The 24,935-nt window shown below is 74.0% G+C and carries 23 protein-coding genes and 1 pseudogene; 10 read left to right on the top strand and 14 right to left on the bottom strand.

What is annotated here, in order from left to right; translation table 11 throughout:
• Position 1: 1 nt before the first annotated feature.
• Entirely contained in the window at positions 2–421 is a 420-nt protein-coding gene (locus tag O7613_RS10700) for a glutaredoxin domain-containing protein (protein ID WP_282293567.1), read from the top strand.
• A gap of 69 nt (positions 422–490) precedes the next feature.
• On the opposite strand, the gene O7613_RS10695 is transcribed toward O7613_RS10700, so the two are convergent.
• Together O7613_RS10695 and O7613_RS10690 are read right to left on the bottom strand one after the other, a co-directional pair.
• Complete coding sequence (locus O7613_RS10695; protein WP_282293565.1) at positions 491–3,484, bottom strand: glycosyl hydrolase; 2,994 nt, start codon at positions 3,482–3,484, stop codon at positions 491–493.
• Positions 3,485–3,835: 351 nt separating this feature from the next.
• The gene (locus tag O7613_RS10690; protein ID WP_282293563.1) at positions 3,836–4,153 is read right to left on the bottom strand and encodes a hypothetical protein; all 318 of its coding nucleotides are present in this window, start codon (positions 4,151–4,153) and stop codon (positions 3,836–3,838) included.
• A gap of 96 nt (positions 4,154–4,249) precedes the next feature.
• Between O7613_RS10690 and O7613_RS10685 the strand changes: the two genes are divergently transcribed.
• On the top strand, positions 4,250–4,870 hold the full coding sequence (locus O7613_RS10685) for an L-threonylcarbamoyladenylate synthase (protein ID WP_281589161.1): 621 nt from the start codon (positions 4,250–4,252) through the stop codon (positions 4,868–4,870).
• Positions 4,871–4,945: 75 nt separating this feature from the next.
• On the top strand, positions 4,946–6,520 hold the full coding sequence (locus O7613_RS10680; RefSeq protein ID WP_282293561.1) for a Na+/H+ antiporter: 1,575 nt from the start codon (positions 4,946–4,948) through the stop codon (positions 6,518–6,520).
• A 96-nt stretch (positions 6,521–6,616) separates the two neighbouring features.
• On the opposite strand, the gene O7613_RS10675 is transcribed toward O7613_RS10680, so the two are convergent.
• Entirely contained in the window at positions 6,617–8,059 is a 1,443-nt protein-coding gene (locus O7613_RS10675) for an endo-1,4-beta-xylanase (RefSeq protein WP_282293559.1), read from the bottom strand.
• Between the two features lie 428 nt (positions 8,060–8,487).
• On the opposite strand from O7613_RS10675, the gene O7613_RS10670 reads away from it, so the two are divergent.
• On the top strand, positions 8,488–9,312 hold the full coding sequence (locus tag O7613_RS10670) for a S1 family peptidase (protein ID WP_282293558.1): 825 nt from the start codon (positions 8,488–8,490) through the stop codon (positions 9,310–9,312).
• 54 nt (positions 9,313–9,366) lie between these two features.
• Positions 9,367–9,672, top strand: a complete 306-nt coding sequence (locus tag O7613_RS10665; protein ID WP_281589168.1) for a DUF1330 domain-containing protein — start codon at positions 9,367–9,369, stop codon at positions 9,670–9,672.
• A 4-nt stretch (positions 9,673–9,676) separates the two neighbouring features.
• Here O7613_RS10665 and O7613_RS10660 read toward each other — a convergent pair whose 3' ends face one another.
• Together O7613_RS10660 and O7613_RS10655 are read right to left on the bottom strand one after the other, a co-directional pair.
• Positions 9,677–10,345 (bottom strand): response regulator transcription factor, encoded by a 669-nt coding sequence (locus O7613_RS10660; protein WP_281589169.1) that lies wholly within the window; start codon positions 10,343–10,345, stop codon positions 9,677–9,679.
• Complete coding sequence (locus tag O7613_RS10655; protein WP_282293557.1) at positions 10,333–11,616, bottom strand: histidine kinase; 1,284 nt, start codon at positions 11,614–11,616, stop codon at positions 10,333–10,335. Before O7613_RS10655 ends, O7613_RS10660 begins: the two co-directional genes overlap by 13 nt.
• A 98-nt stretch (positions 11,617–11,714) precedes the next feature.
• On the opposite strand from O7613_RS10655, the gene O7613_RS10650 reads away from it, so the two are divergent.
• A complete protein-coding gene (locus tag O7613_RS10650; protein ID WP_281589174.1) occupies positions 11,715–12,002 on the top strand; it encodes a DUF1905 domain-containing protein in 288 nt (95 codons plus the stop codon).
• Between the two features lie 43 nt (positions 12,003–12,045).
• Positions 12,046–12,216, top strand: a pseudogene (locus tag O7613_RS10645) (Sir2 family NAD-dependent protein deacetylase); the annotation flags it as partial.
• A gap of 5 nt (positions 12,217–12,221) precedes the next feature.
• On the opposite strand, the gene O7613_RS10640 reads toward O7613_RS10645, so the two are convergent.
• Positions 12,222–12,761, bottom strand: coding sequence for a hypothetical protein (locus O7613_RS10640; RefSeq protein WP_281589176.1), 540 nt, complete (start codon positions 12,759–12,761; stop codon positions 12,222–12,224).
• A 74-nt stretch (positions 12,762–12,835) separates the two neighbouring features.
• On the opposite strand from O7613_RS10640, the gene O7613_RS10635 reads away from it, so the two are divergent.
• A complete protein-coding gene (locus tag O7613_RS10635) occupies positions 12,836–13,429 on the top strand; it encodes a TetR family transcriptional regulator C-terminal domain-containing protein (RefSeq protein ID WP_281589178.1) in 594 nt (197 codons plus the stop codon).
• Between the two features lie 96 nt (positions 13,430–13,525).
• Here O7613_RS10635 and O7613_RS10630 read toward each other — a convergent pair whose 3' ends face one another.
• Both O7613_RS10630 and O7613_RS10625 read right to left on the bottom strand, forming a co-directional pair.
• The gene (locus tag O7613_RS10630) at positions 13,526–13,786 is read right to left on the bottom strand and encodes a hypothetical protein (RefSeq protein WP_281589180.1); all 261 of its coding nucleotides are present in this window, start codon (positions 13,784–13,786) and stop codon (positions 13,526–13,528) included.
• On the bottom strand, positions 13,783–13,947 hold the full coding sequence (locus O7613_RS10625; RefSeq protein ID WP_281589182.1) for a hypothetical protein: 165 nt from the start codon (positions 13,945–13,947) through the stop codon (positions 13,783–13,785). The genes O7613_RS10630 and O7613_RS10625 overlap by 4 nt, the downstream gene beginning before the upstream one ends.
• 252 nt (positions 13,948–14,199) lie before the next feature.
• On the opposite strand from O7613_RS10625, the gene O7613_RS10620 reads away from it, so the two are divergent.
• Complete coding sequence (locus tag O7613_RS10620) at positions 14,200–14,952, top strand: dienelactone hydrolase family protein (protein ID WP_281589184.1); 753 nt, start codon at positions 14,200–14,202, stop codon at positions 14,950–14,952.
• 16 nt (positions 14,953–14,968) lie between these two features.
• On the opposite strand, the gene O7613_RS10615 is transcribed toward O7613_RS10620, so the two are convergent.
• The 6 genes from O7613_RS10615 to O7613_RS10590 all read right to left on the bottom strand — a co-directional run bounded on the left by O7613_RS10615 (position 14,969) and on the right by O7613_RS10590 (position 22,962).
• The gene (locus O7613_RS10615; RefSeq protein ID WP_281589185.1) at positions 14,969–15,595 is read right to left on the bottom strand and encodes a response regulator transcription factor; all 627 of its coding nucleotides are present in this window, start codon (positions 15,593–15,595) and stop codon (positions 14,969–14,971) included.
• A complete protein-coding gene (locus tag O7613_RS10610) occupies positions 15,592–16,812 on the bottom strand; it encodes a histidine kinase (protein ID WP_281589186.1) in 1,221 nt (406 codons plus the stop codon). Before O7613_RS10610 ends, O7613_RS10615 begins: the two co-directional genes overlap by 4 nt.
• Before the next feature lie 9 nt (positions 16,813–16,821).
• Entirely contained in the window at positions 16,822–17,304 is a 483-nt protein-coding gene (locus tag O7613_RS10605) for an ABA4-like family protein (RefSeq protein ID WP_282293556.1), read from the bottom strand.
• Positions 17,301–18,233: a hypothetical protein gene (locus tag O7613_RS10600; protein WP_282293555.1), complete on the bottom strand. Its 933-nt coding sequence runs from the start codon at positions 18,231–18,233 to the stop codon at positions 17,301–17,303. Before O7613_RS10600 ends, O7613_RS10605 begins: the two co-directional genes overlap by 4 nt.
• A 165-nt stretch (positions 18,234–18,398) precedes the next feature.
• The gene (locus tag O7613_RS10595; RefSeq protein ID WP_282293554.1) at positions 18,399–21,584 is read right to left on the bottom strand and encodes a penicillin acylase family protein; all 3,186 of its coding nucleotides are present in this window, start codon (positions 21,582–21,584) and stop codon (positions 18,399–18,401) included.
• 244 nt (positions 21,585–21,828) lie between these two features.
• Positions 21,829–22,962: an N-acetylmuramoyl-L-alanine amidase gene (locus O7613_RS10590; RefSeq protein WP_282293552.1), complete on the bottom strand. Its 1,134-nt coding sequence runs from the start codon at positions 22,960–22,962 to the stop codon at positions 21,829–21,831.
• A gap of 165 nt (positions 22,963–23,127) precedes the next feature.
• Here O7613_RS10590 and O7613_RS10585 point away from each other — a divergent pair, with 165 nt between their 5' ends.
• Positions 23,128–24,918, top strand: coding sequence for a hypothetical protein (locus O7613_RS10585; RefSeq protein WP_282293550.1), 1,791 nt, complete (start codon positions 23,128–23,130; stop codon positions 24,916–24,918).
• Positions 24,919–24,935 lie beyond the last annotated feature (17 nt).

Below are 24,935 nucleotides of genomic sequence, written 5' to 3'. Positions count from 1 at the left end.
CGTGCGCAGTTGGTGGTTCGCCGGCCTGATGCTGATCGCGGGCGTGGTGACGGGGGTCGGCCAGTCGGGTCCGGCGTCGTTCGCTCTGGCTTTCCTGCCCTTCGCGGTGCTGGGGGTGCTCTTCTCGCCGCTCGCGTTCCCCCGGTCGCTGACCGCGGCCCAGGCGCGGCGGCGCAGCGCCGAGAACGGCCGGCCGGTCATCTACTGGCGGCCGGGCTGCACCTACTGCCTCCGGTTGCGGCTGCGACTGGGCCGGCGCGCCGGGCGGGCGTACTGGGTGGACATCTGGCGGGACCCGGAGGCCGCGGCGGCGGTCCGGGCGGTCACCGGCGGCGACGAGACCGTGCCGACCGTGGTGCTGCCGGAGGGCGCGGTGGTGAACCCCGACCCGGCGTGGGTGCGCGACCGGCTCCCGGCCTGACCCGGTCACCGGCCGCCGCCGTTCGCCGGCCGTGAGCCCGGCGCCCCGGTCCGGGGCGCCGGGCACCGGTCACCCGGTGTACGGCAGGGTGACGGTGGAGCCGTCGCCGGTGCCGACCGTGGTGGCGGCGTTGCCGATGGCGTTCCACAGCTCGACCTTCACCGTGCCGCCGGCCAGGTCGCCGAGCGTGCCGGTGGCCGAGGCCAGGCCCTGGGTCTGCCGGTAGCGTTCCATCCCGACGATCGGGTCGGTGGCGAAGTACCGGTAGGTCTCCACCCGGTCGAAGCTGCCGTCGCCGGTCAGGTCGTACGACACCCGGGCCTGGACGCCGTTGCCGACCACGACACCCGCGTCGACGCCCAGGTCGAAGGCGGTGTTCCCGCCGGTGTACGTACCGGTCAGCCCGGTGGCGGTGAACACCTGCGGGTTGGTCGGCGTGCCGTCGTGGTTGCCGTTGGCGGCGGTCACCGTGACCGTGCCGGCCGGGCCGGCGGTGGCGCCCAGCTCCCCGCCGGAACGCAGGTAGCGGGTCGGGTTCAGCGGCGCCGGGGTGCTCGGGTCGGGGCTCGGGCTGGTCGGCGTCGGGCTCGCCGTGGTCGGCGTCGGGCTGGGCGTGGTCGGGGTCGGGGTCGGCGTCGAGGTCGGCGGGGGACCGGTCGGCACCGCCACGCCGCCGGTCGCGCTACCACCGCTCCAGGTGTACGCCCCGGCGGTGGCGGTCTTCCCGGCGGGCACGGCGAGCGTGGTGCCGTCGGAGAACGTGACGGTCAGCGGCGCGGCGGTGATGTTCGACGCCACGTACGTGCGCGCGGTGCCCTTGCGGAACACCTTGGCCAGCGGGTGGTTGGCGGTGACCGAGGTGTCCACCGTGCCGAGGGCGGCGAGGTTCCGGATCCAGTGGAACGTGTGCGCCTTGCTCTCGCCCTCCTCGCTCGTGAAGCCGCTGTTGGCCCGGAAGTTGCGCAACGCCTGGTCGCCGTCGCCGAGGGCCAGGAACTCCCAGAGGATGTCCTGCCACACCGTCGGCGGGCCGCCCTTGTTGGCGACCAGCTCGGCGTAGTTGGCCTTGACGTAGTCGGGATATTCGCCCAGGTAGAGGTGACCGCCGGTGATCGGCAGCATGTTGATGCCCTGGATCATCTCGGGGGCCGCGGAGAACCAGGTCGAGTACGACCCGCCGTCGCCCCACACCATGCCGACGGTCTTGTGCCCGAAGGTGGCCGGGAAGTTCTCGTCGTGCACGTCGAACCAGTATTCCGAGATGGCCGCGGACTGGGTGGTCCACAGGTAGACGCCGGCGTCGCGGACGGCGGTGTCGCCGGTGGCCTGGCCCCACTGGATCAGCGCGTTGGCGAAGTTCATCCCCTCGGAGGACGACTCCTGGTTGTTGCCGGCGAAGAACGGCGCCAGGCCGGAGGCCCAGTCGTGACCGGCGTAGATGTCGAAGTCCCGCAGGTAGGGGAAGCGCTCGTCGGCGCGGTCGTAGTTGTTGGCGTCGCGGATGAGCAGGTCGACCATGCCGCCGTAGCGGGTGTCGTCGGCCCAGCCGGGGTCGAACTTGGCCACCGTGGCCGCCGCGGCGACGAAGTAGCCGTAGTGGAAGTGGTGGTCGTTGAGATCCTCGTCGGAGCCGTACGAGGCGGGGTAGCCGATGAGCGTGCCCCAGTTGCGGTCGTAGTAGAAGAGTTGGCCGGTCTCGCCGGAGCCGGCGGTGAGCCAGTTGGTGAGCCGGGCCTTCATGGCCGTGACGGCCTTGTCTCGCACGGCGGTGAGCCCGAGCTGGTCGGCGATCTCGGCGATCCGGGCGGCCCGGCCGAGCCCCTTGCCGGCCCAGTAGGTGTCGGTGCCGCTGACCCCCTCCGGGTTGGCCAGCTCGGCGTTCAGGTAGCCGGTGACGGTGTTCAGGTCCGCGCCGGTGGCGTCACCGACGGCCGGCACCTCCGGCAGCACGCCGGTGAAACGCATCGAGGTGGTGAACGACGGTACGCCGGCGAGCACCCGCATGGCACCGCGCGCCGAGACGTACGTCGGGGTGATCGGGGTGGCGCCGGTGAGGCTGCGCCACTGGTGCGGGTAGAGCGCCACCACCGTCTTGGACTCGGTTCCCTCCCGGGGCGTGGTGGTGAACGCGTAGGTGGTGCGCACCGTGCCGGCCGCCGGGTCGTACGCGTAGCTCATCCGGGTGCCGGTGACGTGCGCGTGGGCGTACCTGCCGTAGGTGTCGGCCAGGGCGGCCTTGTCCGCGCCGCCGGGCAGCACGGCGACCGAGAAGTAGCCCTTGCCGGCAAGCGTCGAACTGATGCCCGCGCCGTCGACGGTCCAGGTCGCGCCGGTCGGCGCGTACGCGACGTAGTCGTGGCCGTGGACCGTGAAGCCGATGGTGGCGCCGGAGTTGCGCCACACGGTGGGCGTCGCGGCGGCGGTGAGCTGCGCGGCCCCGCCACCGCTGACGGTGTAGTAGCTGAACGGCAGCCCGTGGCCGATGGTGGCCCGCATGCTCCGGTTGCCGTCGCTCCAGTCGGCGGTGACCGTCCAGTCCGTCCAGTCGGCGGCCTTGACCACCGGCGCGGACAGCCCGGCCACCCCGACCCGGACGTCCTCCGTGTACGGGTAGTGGTATTCGCCGACTCCGGTGGCGGTGCCGCTGATCGCCGGCGTGGTGGTGTAGGACAGCCCGAGCCCGTTGTTCTCGGCGTGGAACGCCAGCGGGTGGGCCTGGAGGTTCTCGCTGGTCCCGCAGTTGTTGCGCTTCCAGATCAGCGAGGACCACCAGTCGTTCGTGGGGATCGCGCCGGCCGGCGCGTCCGAGGTGGCGAAGATCCTTGGGTTGGTGCTGACGGCGCCGCAGCCCTTGGGCAACGCGGCGCCGGGCGGCAGCGTCTCGGTGTAGCTGCCCGCGCCGACGGTGCCGGCGGTGGCGGTGCCACCACCGGTGACCACGACGCCGAGGAGGCCGGCGGCGAGTACGGATGCGGCGGCGAGGGCGGTCGCCCGCTGACGGCGTCGGCGGGCGGGGGACGGGACGGGGGTCGCGGGGGAGACGTCCCACAGGGGGAGTGTCATGGAGGTCCCCTTCAGGAGAAGGTGGTGTTCGGATGGTGATCCGACAGTCGAGAGAGCGCTCTCTTGAGAAGCGAGATTAGGTTCCGGTTACGCGCTCGTCAATGTTTTGTTGCCCAAGAGAGCGCTCTCTGGGTCGTGTGGAGGTTGCCTCCCGGCGCGCGTCCGTCCCGGCGCCGACGGTGGTGGAAGCACGATGGAGATCAACCGGGGCTGAGACGTCCCTAGCGTTCCACCCGCGGCCGACCGTGACCATCGGTGGAGCGCTAGGGACGTCAAACGGGACCTGACACGTCTACCGCGTTCCACCCGTGGCCGATAGTGACCGTGGGTGGACTCGGTCAGCCGATCGGGTCAGGCGGCGGTGGCGAGCCGGTCGTCGGTCGTCGCCGCCGGGGCGACGTCCGGACGATCGCCATCGGCGGCGGGCCGTACCTCGGTGCGCGGCCCCGAGGCGGCGGTGGCGCCGGGCGTGCGGGCGGCGCCCAGCCCGACCTGGGCGGTGTCCCAGGCGGCGCACGGCCAGGCCGCCCCGGCGCAGCTCGGGCTGGCGCACCTCCGCGTCGCGTCGGGCTGGTGCGCGTCGGCGACCGCGGCGGACAGGTCCCACAGCAGTGGGTCGGTCACCTCCGCCGGACGGTCCTCGGCACGCTCGGTGTTGACTCCGGACATGGTCGATCCCCCCTGTGGTGAACGGCCCCCACCTGTTTCCGGAACCGGCCCCGGGCAAACCTGCGGATGATCGGGAGCGGGCATAGGCTGGCCGGCGTGGCGAGGTATTACGACCTGCATCCGGACAATCCCCAACCGCGGGTGATCCGGCAGGTGGTGGACCTGTTACGGGCGGACGGGGTGATCGTCTACCCGACCGACTCGTGCTATGCCCTCGGCTGCCGGCTCGGCAACCGCGACGGCGTGGAGCGGATGCGGGAGATCCGGCGGCTCGACCAGCGGCACCCGTTCACGCTCGTGTGCGCCGACTTCGCCCAGCTCGGCCAGTTCGTCAAGCTCAGCAACGCGGTCTTCCGGCAGGTCAAGGCCGTGATCCCGGGCAGCTACACGTTCCTGTTGCCGGCCACCTCGGAGGTGCCCCGCCGGCTCCAGGACCCGCGGCGCCGGGTGGTCGGCGCACGGGTGCCGAAACACACCGTGACCCAGGCGCTGCTTGCCGAGTTGGGCGAGCCGCTGCTCTCGAGCACCCTGCTGCTCCCGGGTGAGCCGGAGCCGATGACCCAGGGCTGGGAGATCAAGGAACGGCTCGACCACCAGGTCGACGCCGTGGTCGACGCCGGGGACTGCGGTCTCGAACCCACCACCGTGGTCGACCTGTCCGGCCCGGAACCGGAGATCCTGCGCCGCGGTGTCGGCGACCCCTCCCGCTTCGAGTAGGGATCGGCCCGTTCCGCCCCACCGGGCCGTCGGGTGCGGCACGGTGGATCCGGCGGACCGTGACGGGGGTACGGCGTGAACGCACTCGTGCTGATCTCGGTGCTCGGCGTCACCGTGGTCGTCGGCACCACCATCGGCGGCCGGTACAGCGTCGCGCCGCCGGTGCTGCTCATCGCCATGGGCGCGCTGCTCGGCCTGCTGCCACCGTTCGAGAACGTGGTCCTCGAACCCGAGGTGGTGCTGGTGCTGTTCCTCCCGGCGATCCTCTACCGGGAGAGCCTGGTGACCAGCCTCCGCGAGATCCGCGCCAACCTCGCGGTGATCGTGCTGCTGGCCGTCGCGCTGGTGATCATCACGATGGTCGCGGTCGCGTACGTGACCCTGGCCCTCGGTGTGGAACCGCACGCCGCCTGGGTGCTCGGCGCGGTCCTGGCGCCCACCGACGCCGCCGCCGTCGCCGGCCTGGCCAAGCGGATGCCGCGTGGCATCCTCACCACGTTGCGCGCGGAGAGCCTGGTCAACGACGGTACGGCGCTTGTGCTCTTCGCGGTGGCGGCCGGTGTGATCGCGGGTGGGAAGGTGCCCGGTCCGTTCGCGCTCGCCGGCCAGTTCGTCGGCAAGTCGTTGGGTGGGGTGCTCGCCGGGCTGCTCGTCGGCGGGCTGGTGATCCTGATCCGCAAGCACGTCGACGACCCGATGCGCGAGGGCGGGCTGAGCATCCTCACCCCGTTCGTCGCGTTCCTGCTCGCCGACGCGGTGCACGCCAGCGGGGTGCTCGCGGTCGTCGTCTCCGGGCTGCTGGTGTCGTACGCGGGACCGCGGGTGATCCGGGCCCGGTCGCGGCTCACCGCGTACGCGTTCTGGGACCTGTCCACCTTCATGATCAACGGCAGTCTGTTCGTGCTGCTCGGCATGCAGGTGCCCGGCTCGCTGCGTAACATCACCAGCCACTCGCCGGCGGCGTCGTTCGGCATCGCCGCGCTCGTCGCGCTCGTGGTGGTCGCCACCCGGCTTGGGTGGGTGCACCTGGCGGTGTCGGTGTTGCAGGGCGTCGACCGGCGGGAGTCGCGGCGGTCGTCGCATTTCGACGCGCGGATGCGTACCGCCGCCGGCTGGGCCGGTTTCCGGGGCGCGGTCTCGCTCGCCGCCGCGCTCGCCGTGCCGGTGACCATGCACGACGGCACCCGGGTGTACGAGCGGGATCTGATCATCTTCGTCACCGTGGTGGTGATCGTGCTGATCATGGTGGTGCAGGGCACCACGCTGCCGGCCGTCGTCGGCTGGGCCGGCCTGACCGGCGACCGGCAACGCGACGACGAGGTGCGCCGGGCGCGGATCCGGGCCACCGAGGTGGTGCTGGAGGCGTTGCCGGGGGTCGCCGCCGACCTGGGCGTCGCGCCGGACACGGTGGACCGGCTCCGCGCCGGCTACCAGGACCACCTGGCGGACGTCCGCGACCCGCGCAGCGAGGAGGCGGAGCGGGAGCGGGAGCTGTCCCGCCGGTTGCAGCTGGCGATGCTGGACCGCAAGCGTCGGGAGGTCACCCGGCTGCGCAACAGCAACCAGATCGACGACGCGGTGCTGCGGGAACTCCAGGCGGCCACGGACATCGAGGAGATCCGCCTGCTGGGCCCCGAGACCGAGGACTGACCCCGTGACCCCCGTGCCCTGCGCGCCAGTTCACGGAAAGAGTGGCTATCCGGCGCCGGATAGCCACTCTTTCCGTGAAACAGGGCGTGAGTTAGATCAGCCGGCCGTGCAGCTCACGGTGCCGGACGGGGCGGTGCCGGTGCCCTGGAAGCCGAACTCGGTGCTGCCACCGGCGGCGACCTGACGGTTGTAGTCGACGTTACGGAACGTCACCAGACCGGTGGAGCCGCTGGTCTGCGCGCTCCACGCGTTGGTGACCGACGAGCCGGAGGGCACCGTCAGCGACACCGACCAGCCGTTGAGCGGGCTGCCGCCGGCGGTGACCCGCACGTTGGTGACGAAGCCGCCCGGCCACTGGTTGGTGGAGAGCGTCGCGGTGCAGGCGCCGGCCGTCGGGGGCGTCGACGGCGGCTCCGAGGTGGGCGGCGTGGTGGTGGGGGGTGCGCTGGTCGGCGGCGTGCTCGTGGGCGGGGTGCTGGTCGGCGGCGGGGTGCCGCCGGCGTTCAGCGCATTGAGCGTCGACGTGTACGCGGCCTTCTTGTTGCCGTTGCCGTCGAAGAGCAGCGGCGTCCCGCTGGCCCGCCAGGAGTCGCTGTCCCGGATGCCCCAGACCGTGATGCCGTTGCAGCGCGCCACGGCCAGGCAGTCCTTCACCACGTTGCCGTACGCGGTGGCCTGGCTGCTGCCCGAGCCCTCGATGTCCAGCTCGGTGATCTGCACGTCGACGCCGAGGTCGGCGAAGCTCTGCAGGGTCGTGCGGTAGTTGCCCGGGTACGGCGAGCCGCTGTTGAAGTGCGACTGGAAGCCGACGCAGTCGATCGGCACCCCCCGGGCCTTGAAGTCCTTGACCATGTTGTAGACGCCCTGCGTCTTGGCCCAGCTCCAGTTGTCGGTGTTGTAGTCGTTGTAGCAGAGCTTGGCGCCCGGGTCGGCGGCGCGGGCGGTGCGGAAGGCGACCTCGATCCAGTCGTTGCCGGTGCGCTGGAGGTTCGAGTCGCGCCGGCCGCCGTTGCCGTCGTCGAACGCCTCGTTCACCACGTCCCAGGAGTAGATCTTGCCCTTGAAGTGGGTGGCGACCTGCGTGATGTGGTTGATCATGGCGTTGCGCAGCGCGGTGCCCGACATGTTCTGCGCCCAGCCGGGCTGCTGCTGGTGCCAGGCCAGCGCGTGCCCGCGGACCCGCATGCCGTTGGCCTGGGCGTGCGCGACGATCCGGTCGGAGCTGCTGTAGTTGAACTGGTTCTGGGACGGCTCGGTGGCGTCCCACTTCATCTCGTTCTCGGGCGTGACCATGTTGAACTCGCGGTTCAGGATGCCGACGTACGTGCCGTCCGACAGCTTGTTCGCGGCCACCGCGGTGCCGAAGTAGCGGCCCTGTTCCGCCGCCGAGGCGCCGAGCGTCGTGCCGGCGCTGGCGCTTGTCGCGACCGCGACCGTCGCGGCGACCGCCGCGGCCCCGGCCAGCGCTGATACCACCGCGGCACGCGGGCGTGACCGGGCTGTCCCGCTCCCGCTGTCGCGGGCGAGCACCTTGTCCATCTGAGAACCTCTCCTAGCCTGGTGAATAGGATCGTCCACGTCGACCACCGCCCGTCACGGTGTCGGCTCGGGCGCGGCCGCCCGGAGGCCGCGCCGGGCGGGGAGACGACTCCCCGGCACCGTGGGTTGATCGACGTGAATCTGTGCCCCGAGCCTACCGGAACCGTTCCGAAAACTTAACGCTCTCGATATGTCGATTCCCCGGTGGGGCGCGGCGGTCGAGGCGTCGAACGCGCCGGCCGGAGGCGGTCGGCGGGCGGTGCCGGGCCCGGTGCGTCGGGCCCGGAAGTTTCGGAGGCACGAGACCGGGCGGGCCCGGGTCGCCCGGTCCGCTGTCCGCGACCGGACGGCGTCGGCGCTTGAGCGCGGGGGCCCGGGGCGCGATCCTGTCTTTACATCGACACCAAACGATGGAAGAGGTTCTCCGGATGCGCCGACCGTCGCTCGTCGTCCTCGTCCTCGCCGCCCTGCTCGCGGCCACCCCCGCCGCGGCCCGGGCCGGCGCCGCCCCACTCACCGAGCTGCGCACCGCCGGCACCGCCTGGGGGCACGACCCGGCCACCGGCCGCCTGACCGTCACCGTCGACGACACGGTACGCGGATCGGAGCTGGCCGCGCTGCGCCGGGCCGCCACCCGCTCCGGCGCGGTTCTGCGGCACGAGCCGGGCCGGCTGCGCACGCTCATCGCCGGCGGCCAGGCGATCTACGGCGGCGGTGGGCGGTGCTCGCTCGGCGTCAACGCGCGCAGCGGCAGCACCTGGTACTTCGTCACCGCCGGGCACTGCACGAACCTCGGCGCCACCTGGTACGCCGACAGCGCCCGCACCAGCGTGCTGGGCAGCCGTACCGGCAGCAGCTTCCCCGGCAACGACTACGGGCTGGTCCGCTACACCGGCACGGTCGCGCACCCCAGCGCGGTGTACACCTACCCCGGCCAGGTGACGATCTCCGGCGCCGGCAGCGCCTACGTCGGGCAGGCGGTCTGCCGCAGCGGCGCCACCACGGGCGTGCGGTGCGGGGTGGTCACCGGCTTGAACCAGACCGTCAACTACGCCGAGGGCCGCGTCACCGGCCTGATCCGCACCAACATCTGCGCCGAGCCGGGGGACAGCGGCGGGCCGCTCTACGTGGCCGCCACCGGCACGGTCCTCGGGATCCTCTCCGGTGGCAGCGGCACCTGCGCCAGCGGCGGCACCAGCTACTACCAGCCGATCCTGCAGATCCTCGCCGCGTACGGCCTGAGCATCCCGTGACCGCCGGCCCGAGGGCGGAGGCCACGGACGCCGGCGGCTCGCTAGCCTGACGCGGTGACCGTCTACGCCCTCGCGCAGCTCACCGTTCACGACCGGGCGCGCTACGACACGTACGTCGCCGCCTTCCTGCCGGTGCTGGCCCGGCACGGCGGCCGGCTGCTCGTCGCCGACCCCGCCCCCCGGGTGGTGGAGGGCGACTGGCCGCACGACAAGGTGGTCCTGGTGTCCTTCGACCGCCGGGAGGACTTCGAGCGCTGGTCCACCTCGCCGGAATACCGGGAGATCTCCCGGGACCGGGAGGCGGCGACCGAGGGGGTGGTCCTGCTGCTCGACGGCATCGGCCACGCCTGGCCGGCCTGACCGCTCACCGCGCTCGGCCACCGGCGCGCAGGTAGGCGAGCACGGCCAGCACCCGGCGGTTGGTGTCGTCGTCCGGCGGCAGGTCCAGCTTGGCCAGGATGTTGCCGACGTGCTTCCCTACCGCCGCCTCGGTGACGTGCAGCCGGCCCGCGATCGCGCCGTTGGAGTGCCCCTCGGCGACCAGGCCCAGCACCTCCCGCTCGCGGCGGGACAGCGCGTCGAGCGGGTCGCGCGGGCGGCGCAGCAGGTGCCGCACCACGTCCGGGTCGACGGCCGTGCCGCCGGCGGTCACCCGGCGCAGCGTGTCGGCGAACTCGGCGACGTCGGCGACCCGGTCCTTCAGCAGGTACCCGACCCGCCGGCCGTCGCCGCTGTCCAGCAGCGCCGCCGCGTACCCGCTCTGCACGTGCTGGCTGAGCACGACCACGGCGAGGTCCGGCCGTTCCGCGCGCAGCGCGACCGCCGCGCGCAGGCCGTCGTCCCGATGCTCCGGCGGCATCCGGATGTCGGTCACCAGCAGGTCGGGTCGGTGCGTGCGGACAGCCGCCACGAGCGCCGGGGCGGAACCGACCGCGGCGGCCACCGCGAAGCCGAACCGGGTCAGCAGGCCGACCAGGCCCTCCCGGAGCAGGACCTCGTCCTCGGCGAGGACGACCCGGGTCACGGACGGCACGGCAGCTCCACCCGCACGAGGGTAGGCCCGCCGGGCGGGCTGGCCAGCAGCAACCTGCCGTCCACCGCGCCCACCCGGTCGGCGAGCCCGGTCAGGCCGGTGCCCCGGGCCGGGTCGGCGCCGCCCCGGCCGTCGTCCTCGACCTCCACCACCAGCCGGCGGTCGGTCCGGGTCAACCGCACCACCGCGTGCCTCGCGTGCGCGTGCCGCGCCACGTTTCCCAGCGCCTCGGAGACCACGTACCAGGCGGTGGCCTCGACCAGCTCCGGCACCGGGCGGGGCAGGTCCGCGTGCACGGTGACCGGGACCACCGATCGGCCGGCCAGGTCACCGACCGCGCCGGCCAGGCCCAGCTCGGTGAGCTGTCGCGGGCGGATGCCCTGAACGATGCCGCGCAGCGTCACCATCAGCTCCTTGGCCTGCTCGTGCGCCGCGTCCAGCGGCCCCGCGGCCGGCGACCCGTCCGGCACGTCCAGGCGGGCCAGCCCGAGCTGGAGGCTGAGGCTGGTCAGGCGTGGCTGAGCCCCGTCGTGCACGTCCCGCTCGATGCGGCGGCGCTCCGCCTCGTACGCGCCCATCAGGCGGGCCCGGGAACGGGTCACCTCGCGCAGCGCCACGGCGTCGGGCGCGCCGTCGAGCAGCCACCGGGCGACCGTCGCCTGCCCGACGACCAGCAGGCCGGCCAGGTAGACCAGGGCAGGCGCGGCGAGCACGCCGGCGACGGCGTACGGGACCGCTCCGGCCGGCGAGTCGACCGTGGCCCAGATCAACACGATCCGTTCCCCGCCGCCGGTCAGCCAGGGCCCGGCGACCAGCGTGACGTCGAGCAGCACGAGCAGGCCGAACGTCCCGTAGGCCAGCGGCACCGCGGTGGCCAGCCAGGCGGCGTACGCGACCTCCCGCCAGGCGGCGGCGCTGGCCCATCGGGCGGCCGGCCCGCGCCGGAGCGGGCCGGCCAGCGGTCGGTCGTCGACCAGGCGGAGCCGCCACCGCTCGAGAGCGGCCACCGGCGCGCTCGCCAGCGGGGCCACCGCGAGCGCGGCCAGCGCCAGCACGGCGAGCGCGGCCAGCACCGGCACGTCGACCGGCCGGCCCCGCCGCAGCGCGCTCGCCACCAGCAGCAGCGGCGCGGCGACCACGGACCACGCGACCGCCAGGACGCCAACGACCGGGAGCGTGCTCGCGGCGTACGCCAGGGCGCGCCAGGGCCAGGCGGTGAGCGGGTACCGGCGGTGGCGCAACGCCCCGGCCAGGTGCGACGGCTGAGTCATGGCCCGACGCTAGCCAGCCGGCAGCCGGCCGGCCCAGCCGTCCAGGCCCCGCATCGGGGTGGGCCTGGCCCTACCCCGGACGTGCCTATCCTGAACGGGTGGAACTGGCGTTCAGCGGCGAGGTGTGGTTCTGGCGGGGGCCGGCGCCCTACCACTTCGTCACCGTGCCCGACGAGCAGTGCGCGGCGCTGGAGGCCGCCGCCGCGTCGGTCACCTACGGCTGGGGCATGATCCCGGTGGGCGTCCGGATCGGCGGCACCGACTGGCGCACGTCGCTGTGGCCGAAGGACGGGCGCTACGTGGTGCCACTGCGGGTCGCGGCGCGCCGGGCGGAGGGGATCGAGCTGGGCGACCTGGTGGACGTCCGGCTGACGGTGGACGTGTGACCGCCGGCGACCTGGCCCAGGCGGGCCGACTGCTCGCCGCGAGCCGAACCCGGGACACCGGGCGGTGGCCGCGATCCAGGCCCGCCTTCCCGGCCCCGTCGTGAACACGCAGAACGTCGACGACCTGCACGAGCGGGGTGGTGTCGCCTCCGTGGTGCGGCTGCACGGCAGCCTGTTCGCGCCCCGCTGTTCGGCCTGCGCCCACCCGGCGAGCCTCAGCTACCGCGGCGCCCGCTTGGGGAAGACGGTGTAGGCCACCGGCCAGAACACCAGCCAGGCCGCCATGGCCAGGGTGAGCCGGGCGGTCCACGCCCACAGCTCCTCGGTCCGCTCCGCGTCGCCGACCAGGGCGATGCCGCCGAGCAGCACCGCGCAGGCGACCGCCCAGCCGAGCATGCCCTTGCCCCATTCCCGCCACTCGTGCCGGGCCCGGGCCCATCCGTAGCGCGGCGCGCGGCGCGGCGGCGGTCCGCCGGCGAAGCGGTGCGCGAACCGCTCGTCGGCCCAGCGCACCATGCTGTGCCCGAACGCGACCGAGAAGCCGAGGTAGGCGGCGGCGAGGCCGTGGGCGAACGTGGCGGTGCCGCCGCGGCGCAGGTCGATGATCGTGGCGGCCAGCAGGACGAGGTCGACGGCGGGCACGGCGAGCAGCAGCGCGGCGCCGAGGCGGGGCCGGCGCAGCGGATACCTGGCGATCAGCCCGGCGGCCAGGAACAGCCAGAACGCCACCTCGCACGCGACGATGACTCCGATGAGCATTCGACCTCCCCGTTTTAGTACGCTGTGCGATAACAACCCTAGCAATCGCCGTCCACCAGCCCCGGGAGGGCTCCGTGCCCAAGATCGTCGACCACGACGCCCGCCGCGCGGAGCTGGCCGAGGCGATGTGGCGGGTGGTCTACCGCGAGGGAGTCGGCGCGGCCACGGTGCGCAGCGTCGCCGCCGAGGCCGGCTGGTCGCCCAGTGCCCTGCGGCACTACTTCGCCACCCAGACCGAGCTGCTGGTCTTCGCGATGGAACACGTGATGGTCAAGGCGGCCGAGCGGCTCACCGCCCAATACCGGACCGGCGCCGCCCGCGACGTCGTCCAGCGGATGCTGGAGGAGTTGCTGCCGTTGGACCGGCAACGTGTCCGGGAGGCCGAGGTGTGGCTGCTGCTCGCCGCCCGGGCCCAGGTCGACCCGGCGGCCCGGGAACGGATGGCCGAGGCCGACGACGGCATCCGCCGCGCCGCCGAGATCGCCGTGGCCCGGCTCACCGGCGAACAACCGGCCGACGACGCCGCGTCCGCCCGCCTGCACGCCCTGCTCGACGGCCTCACCCTGCACGCGCTGCTGCACCCCGACCGGATGCCACCGCAACGGCTGCGTGACCTGCTCGCCGCGCACCTCGACCAGCTCGCCGGCCCGAGCCCGACGACAAGGTGATCCTCGACGCGCTGCGCCGGACCATCGAGGGCAACCTGGACGCGCATGCCCGGGCGGGCGGTGGCCGCTTCGGGAACAGGGGACCCTGCTGACCGGTCAGATCCAGTGTTCCTCGTCGGGCAGCGGGATCTCCTGGTTCTGCTCCACCGCGTCGGCCGGGGTCAGGTCGTCGCGGACCGACTCGCCCAAGCCGGCGCGGTCGCTCGGCGGGCGCAGCACGCCCTGCTCGGCCAGGTCCGCGTCGGCCGCCTCGGGCACGGCGTCCGCCACCCGCTCGGTCGGGCCGACGACCGTCTCGTCCTGCCGCTGTTCCTGCGCGTCGGCCTCCGGCGGGCGGCGCAGCGCGTCTTCGCTCATCGCGCCGCCCGCCGTCCGGTCGGCGCGCTCCGGTCGACCAGGTCGCGCGCCTCCCCGCCGTCGATCCGCAGGGCCAGCGTGCCCCGGGTGACCATGGCGGCCTGCTCCGCGGACACCCCGCAGCGCGTGGCCACCGCGCCGATGAACTGGTCCTGGTCCATCTCGCCGCCTCCCTCTGCCGGGCCAGCGGGATTCCCGCGCTCGGGCCGGGCAAACGGACCGCCCGCCGCGCGCGACGGCGTGGCTCAGGGGCCGATCCTCGCCGCGCAGGTCACCGAGGGCGGGCATCGGTCGTACCCCTCCCATCGACCACGGATGCCCCAGGGGCGGCCGGGCCGGAAGGCCCGAGGTGCCGCCCGGTGCGGCCGGGAGTAGCGTGCGTCGCGGAAACCCGCAGCGAGGAGGTCCGGAGAGTGCAGCCGACGATCGTGGACGTACCCACCCCCGACGGGACGGCGGACGCCTACCTGGCCCGGCCGGACTCCGGCGGCCCGTTCCCGGGCGTCCTGCTGTTCATGGACGCGTTCGGGCTGCGGCCCCGGCTGGCCGAGATGGCCGCGACGATCGCCGACCGCGGGTACGTCGTGCTGGCGCCCAACCTGTTCCACCGTGCCGGTCCCACCCAGCCGGTCGACATGTCCGCCCTGGCCGACGAGAGCCGGCGCGCCGAACTGTTCGGGCGGGTCGGGCCGATGATGGCCGCGCTGACGCCGGACGCGGTGGCCCGGGACACCGCTGCCTACCTCGACTTCCTGGCCGCCCAGCCGGGTGTCGCGCCAGGTCCGGCCGCGATCACCGGCTACTGCATGGGCGGCACCAACGCGTTGCGGGCGATCGAGGCCCTTCCGGACCGGATCGCCGCGGTGGCCGCCTTCCACGCCGGGCACGTGGTGACCGACGCGCCGGACAGCCCGCACCGGGGCGTCGGCGCGGTGACCGGCGAGCTCTACTTCGGCCACGCCGACCAGGACGGGTCGATGACCGCCGACCAGATCGCCGTCCTGGAGAAGGCGCTCGACGCCGCCGGCGTCACCTACCGCTCCGAGGTGTATGCGGGCGCCCGCCACGGCTACACCCAGGCGGACACCCCGATGTACGACGAGCGGGCCACCGAGCGGCACTGGGCCGCGCTGTTCGATCTGCTCGACCGCACCTTCCGGGGCTGACCCGGCACCTGCCGCCTCAGCCGCCGCGGGCCCACAACGCCAGGCGTACCCGGTTGGGGCTGCCGGTCTTGGCCATCAGGCTGGTGATGTGGGTCTTCACCGTGGTCACGCCGATGTGCAGCCGGTCGCCGATCTCGGTGTTGGACAGCCCCTCGGCGACCAGGTCGAGCACGTCCCGCTCGCGGGCGGTCAACTCGGCGGCCCGCCGGGGCGCGCCGGCCCGGGCGTGCACCGCCCGCTGGACCAGCCGGCGCAGCACCTCCGGGCTGAACGGGCTGTCCCCGGTGGCGGCCCGGCGGATGCCGTCGAGCAGCTCGGCCGGGGGCGCGTCCTTGAGCAGGAAGCCGCAGGCGCCGGCGGTCAGGGCCGGATAGAGGTGGTCGTCGTCGCCGAACGTGGTGAGCACCATGACCCGGGTGGCCGGCCGGTCGGCGAGGATCCGGCTGGTCGCGGTGATCCCGTCCACCCCGGGCATCCGCAGGTCCATCACCACCACGTCCGGCCGCAGCCGGGCGGCCAGGGCGACCGCGTCGCGGCCGTTGTCGGCCTCGCCGACGACCTCCAGGTCGGGTTGGGCGTCGCAGAGCATCCGCAGCCCGGCCCGGATGAGGTGCTGGTCGTCGACCAGCAGCACGCGGATCACGCCGGCTCCGGCGCGGCCGGGCCGGACCGGGGAGCGGGCCGGTCCGCCCCGTTCCCCGCCGGCAGCACCGTCCGCACCCGCCAGCCGTCGCCGGTCGGACCGGCCTCCAGCCGGCCACCGAGCACCTCGACCCGCTCCCGCATCCCGACGATGCCGTGCCCGCCGCCGGCGGGCACCACGGCCGGCGCCGCGCCCCGCCCGTCGTCCGCGACCGCCCAGTGTACCGCGCCGTCCACCACGGACACGGTCAACCGGGCCCGGGCCGCCGCGCCCGCGTGTTTCGCCACGTTCGTCAACGCCTCCTGGGTCAGCCGCAGCACCGCCTGGCCGCGTACCGCGTCAAGCGTGCCGACCGCCGGGTCCACGTCGGCCTCCACGGTGATCCCGGCCTGCCGGGCCCGGTCCACCGTCGCGCCGAGCGCCGCCGGCAGCGCCGACGGCTCGATCGCGGTCAGCGCGGCGTCGTCGCGTACGCCGTCCGGCTGGCGGAGGACCGCGACCAGCCGGCGCAGGTCGGCCAGCGCCGCCGTGCCGGTGCCGTGCACGTCGTCGAAGACCGCACCGACCCGGGGATCGAGGTCGGGCAGCACGTGCCGGGCCACCCCGACCCGCAGCACCATCGACGCGACGTGGTGGGCGAGCACGTCGTGCAACTCGCGGGCGATGGCGCTGCGCTCGTCGGCGCGCGCGGCCCGGCTCTCCGACTCCCGCCGCCGCTGCTCCGCCGCCGCCCGTTCCTCGGCCTGCCGGCCCAACTCCCGGGTGGTCCGGACGACCAGGCCGAGCAGCACCGGCAGGCCGACGGTGACGGCGAGCCCGAACACGCCGGTGAGCACCTTCCGGACCGGGTCGCCGACCAGGTCGCTCACGTCGATCGCGGCCAGCAGCCCGGCCGCCAGCCAGAACGTCCGGGGCCGGGTGGCCCGCATGGTCAGCTCCAGCAGCGCCCAGCTCGCGCCGACCTGGTTGATCAGCGAGTCGTCGACGAGCGGTAGGGCCGCCACCAGCAGGGCGCACTGGAGCAGCAGGTTCAGCAGCGGCCGGCGGTGGCACAGCAGAGCCACCGCGAACGCGGCGAGCGCGAACGCCCACTGCGTCGCGGTGGGCCCGGGCCGGCCGTGCACGCCGACGACCAGGTAGCCGACGCCGCTGAGGTCGAGCAGCAGCATCCGCGCGAGCGTGTCGCGCGCGTCGAACAGCCGCCCCACCCAGCTCACCGCGCCAGCCTAGGCAACCGGCGCGGCCGGGGCCACCGCGTCGGTCCCGCCGTCCCGCCGAGTCCCGCCGCCGGCCGTCCGCCGCCACCCGGCCCGGAGCGCGAGGTGGACGGCCAGGCCGAGCGGGCCCAGCAGGATGGTGAGCACCAGCACCGGCGCGGTGAGCAGGGCCGGGATGCCCCGCTCCCGGGCGTCGGACCAGATCCACCGCCCGACGAACAGGTCGAAGCCGATCATGTGGGCCCAGGCCGCCGCCGCGCCGTCGGCGGTGCCGAGCAGGTCCCGCAGACCGTCGAGCGTGGGCGCGGTGACCACCGGCAGCACCGCGCCGAGCGCCGGCAGCACCAGGAGCGCGTAGACAAGCAGGACCGGCGCCACGATCAGCGGCGAGCCGACCACCCGCGCGGTCCACGACCAGCGGGGCGCCAGGATCATCAGCGCCCAGAACGGCGCGGCGAGGGCGAACGTCAGGCCGAACAGCGTGCCGCTCATCCGACCAGCACCACCGGGGTACGCCGGGACCGGCGGGCCAGGACCAGCCCGGTGGCCGCCGCGGTGGTGAGCGCCAGCGCCGCCGCCACGGTCAGGGTGAGCCCGTCCGGGCGCGACAGCGGCTGCCCGCGCAACGCCTGCCAGGTGAGCAGCAGTGTGAGCGCGGCGTACGCGACGCCGCCGACGAGCACCAGCCGGGCCCGGGTCAGCGCGTCCAGCCGGGCGCCGACGAAGCGGTCGAGCAGGATCGCCAGCAGGGGCAACGCCTGCAACGCGTGCAGCCCGACGAAGTGCCCGACGCGCAGGTCGCCGCCGGTGGTGCTCCAGCCGACCAGCGGCAGGCCCGGGCCGCCGTCCGGCACGCCGACGCTGTGCGCCCCGTTGATCCCGGCCGGCGCGCCGGCCGGACGTTGCATCACCATCGGGACCGCGACGAGCATGCCGAGCAGCGACACCCCGAGGCCGAGCCGGACCGCGTACCCGCCGGCCCGGTCCGGCGTGGGCCGCCGCAGCAGCGCGACCGCGAGCACGGCCTGGGCCAGGAAGAGCACCATGATCGCCGCGCCCATGACGTCGAACAGCGCCGCGTTCAACGTGGTGGTGCCGTTGAAGTGGCTTGTGGTGCCGCGGACCACCTGGACGACGATGGCCACCATCTCCACCACCGCCACGGCCACGATCACGGTGGCGGCCCGTTCGGCGAGCCGGCTGCGCCTCGGCAGCAGCGAGAGCATCCAGGCCAGGGTGACGCCGTAGAGCACGAACGAGAGCGCGAACTTCAACGGTTTGAGCCAGGCGGGCGCGCCGGTGAGCACCCGGGGGTCGGCGACGACGCCGACCGCGGCGACGACGGTGAGCACCGCCATCGCGGACACGAGGAGCATCAGGGGGCGGTGCCATCCGGCCGCCCGGTTCCACACGGTTGTCATGCCTGTAGATGCTCGTGACCGGCCCGGCCGTGCGCGCCCGACCGGGAGCCGCGGTCGCGGCCACCGGTCCGACGGGCGTCTCCTACCCGGGGAGGAGGGGACGCTCCCGGCCCGCCGGGACGGCGACCGGCCGGCGGGTGGCTCCCCGCCGGCCGACCGCCGGTGTCACCGTCCGTAGACCTCGAACTCGTAGAGTGAGAAGCCGTACGAGGTGGCCCGCTTGACCCCGTACACCCGCACGTAGCGGGCGGTGACCGGAGCGAAGGTGGCGTTGTCGACGCCGCCGTTGCCGGTGGTGGTGGCGAACACCGGCGTCCAGGAGCTGCCGTCGCCGGAGACCTCGATCCGGTACGACGTGGCGTACGCGGACTCCCAGCGCAGCACCGCCCGGCCCACGGTGCGGGCCGCGCCGAGATCGACCCGCAGCCACTGGTTGTCGTTGTAGCTGCTGGCCCACCGGCTGGACAGGCTGCCGTCGACCGCCTTGTCCGGCGTGTAGCCGGTCAGGAACTGGGTGCTCGACGCGCTCGCCGGGCGTCCCTGGGCCAGGTTGGTGACGTCGTCGCCCCGGCGGGCCGGGAATGAGACGACCTGCTGGTAGGTGGGGCGGTTCTGCCAGGCGATCAGCGGGTGGGTGATGCCGCCGAGGCCGGACTGGGCGATCGAGTCGGCGCACCACTGGTCACCGGCGGAGCAGGACTTGTCGCCCGGGTAGACCGTGCTGGCCGGCGCGGCGGCGGCCTGGCCGAGCGCACCGAGCAGCGCCGTGCGGCAGGCGCCGAGGTCGCCGTTGCCGCAGTACGCGCGCCCGAGCCCGCCGGCCACCGGGTCGCCGAGCACGGCGCGCACGTCCTTGTCGACGTAGCCCCACCAGCCATGCTGGAACGACGAGCCCTTGTGCGCCTGACCCTGGAGCGCCCAACTGACCGCGCCGTCGCGACCGCCGTTCTGCCCGCCCGACGGCGCCTCGTTCACCTCGATGGCGTCGACCAGCGCGGCGTACAGGTCGGGGCCGAGCCCGGGGCGGAACTCCGCCGAGGCCAGCAGCGGCCACCAGGCGTCGAAGATCCGGATGGCGTCGGCGTGCTGGTAGACCTTGGACCCGGGCGAGGTCTCCACCCGCCGGGTGCCGGCCTGCTGCCAGGCGCGCAGCTTGCCGACCGCGTCGGCGAGCGCCGGGTCGGTGACCGGCGCGCTGTCCAGCACCCGCAGCAGGTCGGGAAGGACCTGCTGGCCGCGCAGGTCGGTCACCGCCGCGTCCGCCATGATCTTGACGACGTCTGCCCGGCCCAGCTTGCGCTGGGCGATCGCCGCGCGCACCGGCCCGTCGAGCAACTGACCCCGGTGTACGGAGCCGAAGCTGAAGTTGCCGTCGGCCGCCCCGAAGTCCCGCGCCTGCTTGTTGTTCCAACTGACGTAGTAGTCCTGGTTCACCGACTGCGGGTGCGCCGACGCCGGGGTGTAGCTGGCGTCGTTGGTGTCCGGGTTCCAGCCGGCCCACTCGTAGGCCGGCTCGGCCTTCGCCGGCAGGTTCGGGTCGGTGACCGACGACCGGACCGGGTTCGCGCCGGAGTTGAAGTACGCCGCCTCGGTCGAGTTGACGTAGAACCAGTTGAACGCGTACCCGACGCTTGCCGCGGACGCCTGGAACGCCGCTGCGCTGCCCATCGCCGCCGGGTCGTTGAACGCCTGGAAGCCGATCGCCGAGTCGGCCTCGTGCCGGTAGGTGGACCGCAGCTTGGTGAACGCAGTCGGTTGCCCGTTCACCAGCCCCCGGTGGGAGACCAGGCCGTACTTCGTGCGCAGCGCGCGCAGCGTGTACGAGCCGGCCGGGGTGGAGTCGGCGAGCGTCGGCGACCAGGAGTTGCGCTGCTCCAGCGCCTCCATCGCGACGCACTGGCCGTGGTAGAGGTAGCGGTTGCTGCCCAGCGTCGGCGCGCTGCCGTCGGTGGTGCACAGCGGCACCGCGTACGTGTCGGTCAGGTCCTGGGAGGCCGAGGTGGCGCTCCACGCGTAGTCCTGGCCGCGGCCGAGCAGCACGTAGAGGTTGAGCCCGGCGAACGCGGCGCCGCGCGCGCTGATCCCCGGCCCCTGCAACTCCTGGAGCATGAGCAGTTGCGGGGCGAAGTAGCCGGTCTGCGGCCCGAACACGGCGACCGGGTTGCCGGTGGTGGTGTGCCGGCCGGAGACCACCACGGCGTTGGACATGCCGTGTTTGCGCAGGTTGGACAGCCCGCCGAGCAGGTCCTTGGTGGTGGTGCTGGCGCCGGTGCGGGCGGTGGCTCCGCCGCGCTTGTCGTAGGCGAGGGGCTCGGCGGTCACGGTGCCGGCGTCGGGGAGCACCACGCTCGTCGCGCCGGGCGGCGTCGCCCCGTACGGGAAGCTCTGCCCGTCGTGCAGGGTGAGCACGGTCTCCGGGTCGTTCTGGGAGCGGAACGCCGCCCACACCCGGTCGCCCTCGGTGGCACCGTACTTGGCTCGGGCGGCCACCCGCACCAGCGCGGACTGGATCTCGCTGCCCCCGCCCCCGCCGAACAGGCCGCCGATCACGCCGGCGGTGGCGATCAGGTCGGTCATGGTGAAGTGCTTCGGCTTGCCGGCGCCGGCGAGCACGTACTCACCGGGGTAGTTGTCGTCGGCGATGGACTTGTCGATGTAGGCGTTGATGCCGGCGATGTAGTCGACGACGTCGGTGTAGAGCTGCTGGCCCCGGGCGCCCCGGGTGCGCAGCGCGTCCACCTGGGCCTGCAGGTCCGCCTCGGTGTAGGGCGAGTTGGCCCAGACGCTCTGCTCCAGCTCCCGGTTGCCGGGGGCGCCGCCGGCGAACGAGCTGACGTTGCCGCGCCCGACGTGCCGCAGCAGGTCCATCACCCAGAGGCGGTCCTGCGCCCCGGCGTAGCCGGCGCCGAACATGGTGCCGCCACGGGTGGTGCCGGTGACGTGCGGTACGCCGGTGGCCTTGTCCCGCACGATGGTGACGTCGGAGCGCGGCGAGACGGTGCTCTCGACCTGCCCGGCGGGGACGCCGAACGAGGAGTCGTTGTAGAACTGGGCGATCTGCTCGTCGGTCAGCCCGGCGTAGTTGTAGACCAGGTTCGCGTACTCGTCGAGCTGGTCGCTGGAGTGCGCCGGACGGGTGCCGAGCGCCTGGTGGGCCAGGATGGCGACGAGCGTGGCGTTGCCGTTCTGGCCCGGGGGCAGGATGTCGGCGCACTGGCCGAGGCAGTAGTCGTTGGCGGCGAACGTGGTGGCCGCGAGCGCCGGTGACGGCGGGGTGACGGTCAGGACGCTCGCGGTCAGGGCGGCGGCGGTGAGTGCCGCGAGCCGGGCGCGGAGTGGGGGACGGGGCATGGCGATCCTCCGGGGACGCGGAGTCGGGCCTTCGGTGCGCCCGGCTGCCGTGCCGACGTCTCGCCCTCCGCGCCCGGGCGTTCCACCCGGAGGTGAGAATGACTCATATCTATCTCCGGGCAATGATCGGCGGCGGACCGTCGCCCCGGATAGCCGTCGTTCACCACCCGCCAATGCCGACGTTTCGCCCGCCCCGCCGCCCGTGGACGTGACGCCGGGGGTGGCCCCGTCGCCACCCCCACCGTCAGCGCCTGCGGAACGACTGGCGCACCACACCCCCGACCAGCGCGCACCACGTGGTGGTGCTGACCTTGCCGGTCGGCGGCAGCCCGTGCAGGCGTTGCAGGTCCTTCACCGCGCTGCGGGTCGCGTGGTCGTACTCGCCGCTCGGGGTGACCTCGGCGTAGCCCTTGGACGCGAGCATGAACTGCGCGGCGGTCACCGGGACGCCGCTGTCGCGCTGGCTGAGCTCCGGTGCGAGGGTCTCCCACGTCGGCGCCGTCAGGGTGGCGTCGACGTCGACCGGGATGCCGTTGCGGGCCTGCCAGTCCTGCACCGCCGCGACGGTGGTCGCGTCGAAGACGCCGGTGACCGGCACCGCGTAGCCGCGGAACGTGAGCAGGTACTGCGCCACCCGGACCGTCGGGCCGCCGACGAAGCGCCAGATGTCCGGCCAGCGCCGCGCCGGCACGTCGCCCAGGCGGGTGCCGAGCGTGCGGAACACCGCCCGCCGCAGCGCCGGGAACTCGCGGTAGAACATCGCCCCCGGGCACTGGGTCTCGCGAAAGTCCCAGTGGCCGAAGATATCGTGCGCGTGCAGCCCGTACTGCCGGCAGATCGCGACGCACAGCCGGGTGAGGCCGTCGAGCAGCTCCTCCGGCGGCGTCTCGGTGACGTAGGTGCCCTCGTTCTCGATGCCGATGGCCCGGCCGTTCTCGCCCGGGCAGTGCGCGGCGATCATCTGCCGGTCGCCGGCCCGCAGCCGCTCCAGGCTGCCGTGCCGTCCCTCCAGGACGTGACCGCCCCGGCTCACCGTGAAGTGCTGCCCGGTGTCCGACCAGCCGTTGCCGTCCATGTGCAGGTCCTGGCAGTCGCGGGCGAGCTGCTCGGCGTGCTCCTTCGAGTAGTCGGTGACGTTGGGGAACGCCATGTGGTGCACGATGATCTTGTTGGTCGGGGTGGCGCTGACCGACAGCGGACCGGACGGCGGACGGGCGGCCCACCCGTCGCAGCCGATGATCCAGTCCAGGTCCGCGCCCGGGGCGGCCTGCGCGGCGGCCGGCAGCGCGAGCTCGCTCCCGACGACGGCGACCGCGGCGGCGCCGAGTCCGGCCCGTAGCAGCGTACGGCGGTCCAGCTCGGAATGATCGAAGTGCATGGCATCTCCTCGATGGCCCGACCGAGGCCGGGCGATGTAAAGGAACTCCAGTTTCGGCACGCGAGCCGAAGAATATTGCCATCGCCCCCGCGAGCGCCAGAGGACAAATACCGCACCCGCCGATCCAGCCGTACGCTGGTGCCGCGCGGGGGGAGGGGAGCGGGCATGAGGGGCGGTCGGGCGCGACTGGACCGGCGTAGCGTGCTGGCCGCGGCCGGCGGGCTGGCGGTCGCCGGGGTCGGCGTACCGCTCGGGCTGGCCGCCACCCGCGACCGCCCGCCGCCGGCGGCACGCGCGCGTCGGCCGATCAGCATGGCCATGCACCTGCACGCCTCGTTCAGCGAGGGCGTCGCCAGCTACGCCGCCCACCTCGACCAGGCCCGGCGCAACGCCGTCGACGTGCTCTGGTGGACCGACCACGACTTCCGGGTCGCCGCCCACGACCACCGCCGCGTCGTGCACTTCGACGGCCCGGAGGAACTGGAGGGCGGTCTGGCCTGGACCTGGCGCCCGACCACCGAGGGGCGGCTCAGCGACTCGGCCGCCGACTTCGTGGCCGCGCCGGACGCGCCCGACGGCCCCGGCCGCGCGCTGCGCCTCACCGCCGCCGGCGCCGGCACCCACTGGTACGCGGGCAAAGCCTGGAACTGGACGCACACCGGGAACATCTCCGACACCACGCTGCACCTCGACGTGCGACCCGAGGCGACCGGCCCGCACGCCACGCTCACCGTCGAGATCGCGTTGTCCCACCACCCGGCCGGACCCGACCGCCCCGCCGGCCAACTCGTGCTGCGCTACCGTCTCGGCGCGGCCGACACCGTCCGGCACACCGTCGACGGCCGGCGCGGCACCGTCGACCTCCCCGCCCCGGCCGGCGCCTGGCGGCGGCACACGTTCGCGCTGCTCGCCGACGTCCGGCGGCTCTGGCCCGACGTGGTGGCCGGCGACAACTCGCTGCGCGGGCTGCGCCTCGGCGTGACCGTGACCGGCGGCGCGCGGGGCGCGTACCTGGTCGACCGGCTGGTCTTCGACCGGGCCCGGCGGGCCGGGCAGGCCGGCGAGGAGATGCGCGCCGAGGTGCTGCGCGGCTACGCCGGGGCGTACCCGGGCGTCACCCACCACCGGGCGTACGAGGTGTCGATGGTGCGGCACCTCAACTGGTTCGGCGGAGACGGCACCCTGCCGCGCTTCCCGTCCCCGCCGTACCGGGACAACGACGTCGACGCCACCGAACGGATGGTCGAGTTCCTGCACGCCCACGGCGGCGTGGTCTGCTGGAACCATCCGCTCGACGTCGAGCGGCGCGACGCGCTGGCCCGGCTGTTGGTCACCCGGCGCGCGCTCGGCGTCGACCTGATCGAGATCGGACGGACGCCTGTCGAGGACCACCTCTGGGCGTACGACGTGGCGGCCCGCAACGCCCTCCCGCTGACCTCGGTGGGGGTGACCGACGACCACGACGGCACCGACTGGCGGGCCGGCCGGGACCGGTACGTCACCTCCGTCTGGGCCGCCTCGACCGACCGCGACGACCTGCTCGCCGCGCTCCGCGCCGGGCAGGCGTACTTCGCCGACCTGGCCCGCTACCGGGGCGCGCTGGACCTGGAACTCGGTGGCCACAGTGCCATGGGCGCACAACCCGCCGTCACCGACGACACCGCCACCGTCCGGCTGCGCGCCACCGACCTGCCGGCCGGGGCCACCCTGGAGGTGGTCACCGGAGAGGTCGACATGGCCGGCGCCGCGGACCCGAACCCGGCGATCCGGACCGGACACGTGCCGTGGCGGCAGTTGCGCCAGGGCTGGCACGACCTGCCGGTGCGGGTGGGCGCCGGCGCTTACGTACGCACCCAGATCCGCGATCGTGACGGCAGCATCGTTGCCGCGAGCAACCCGCTGTGGCTGCTGCGCCGGTCCCCGCCTGAGGGCGTCCTCCCGTTCCGCGCCTTCTGACCGCCCCCGCGCCCCGC

Source organism: Micromonospora sp. WMMD975 (genome assembly GCF_029581215.1).
In the GTDB taxonomy this organism is placed as follows: Bacteria; Actinomycetota; Actinomycetes; order Mycobacteriales; family Micromonosporaceae; genus Micromonospora.
This window is presented reverse-complemented; position numbering and strand designations above follow the sequence as displayed.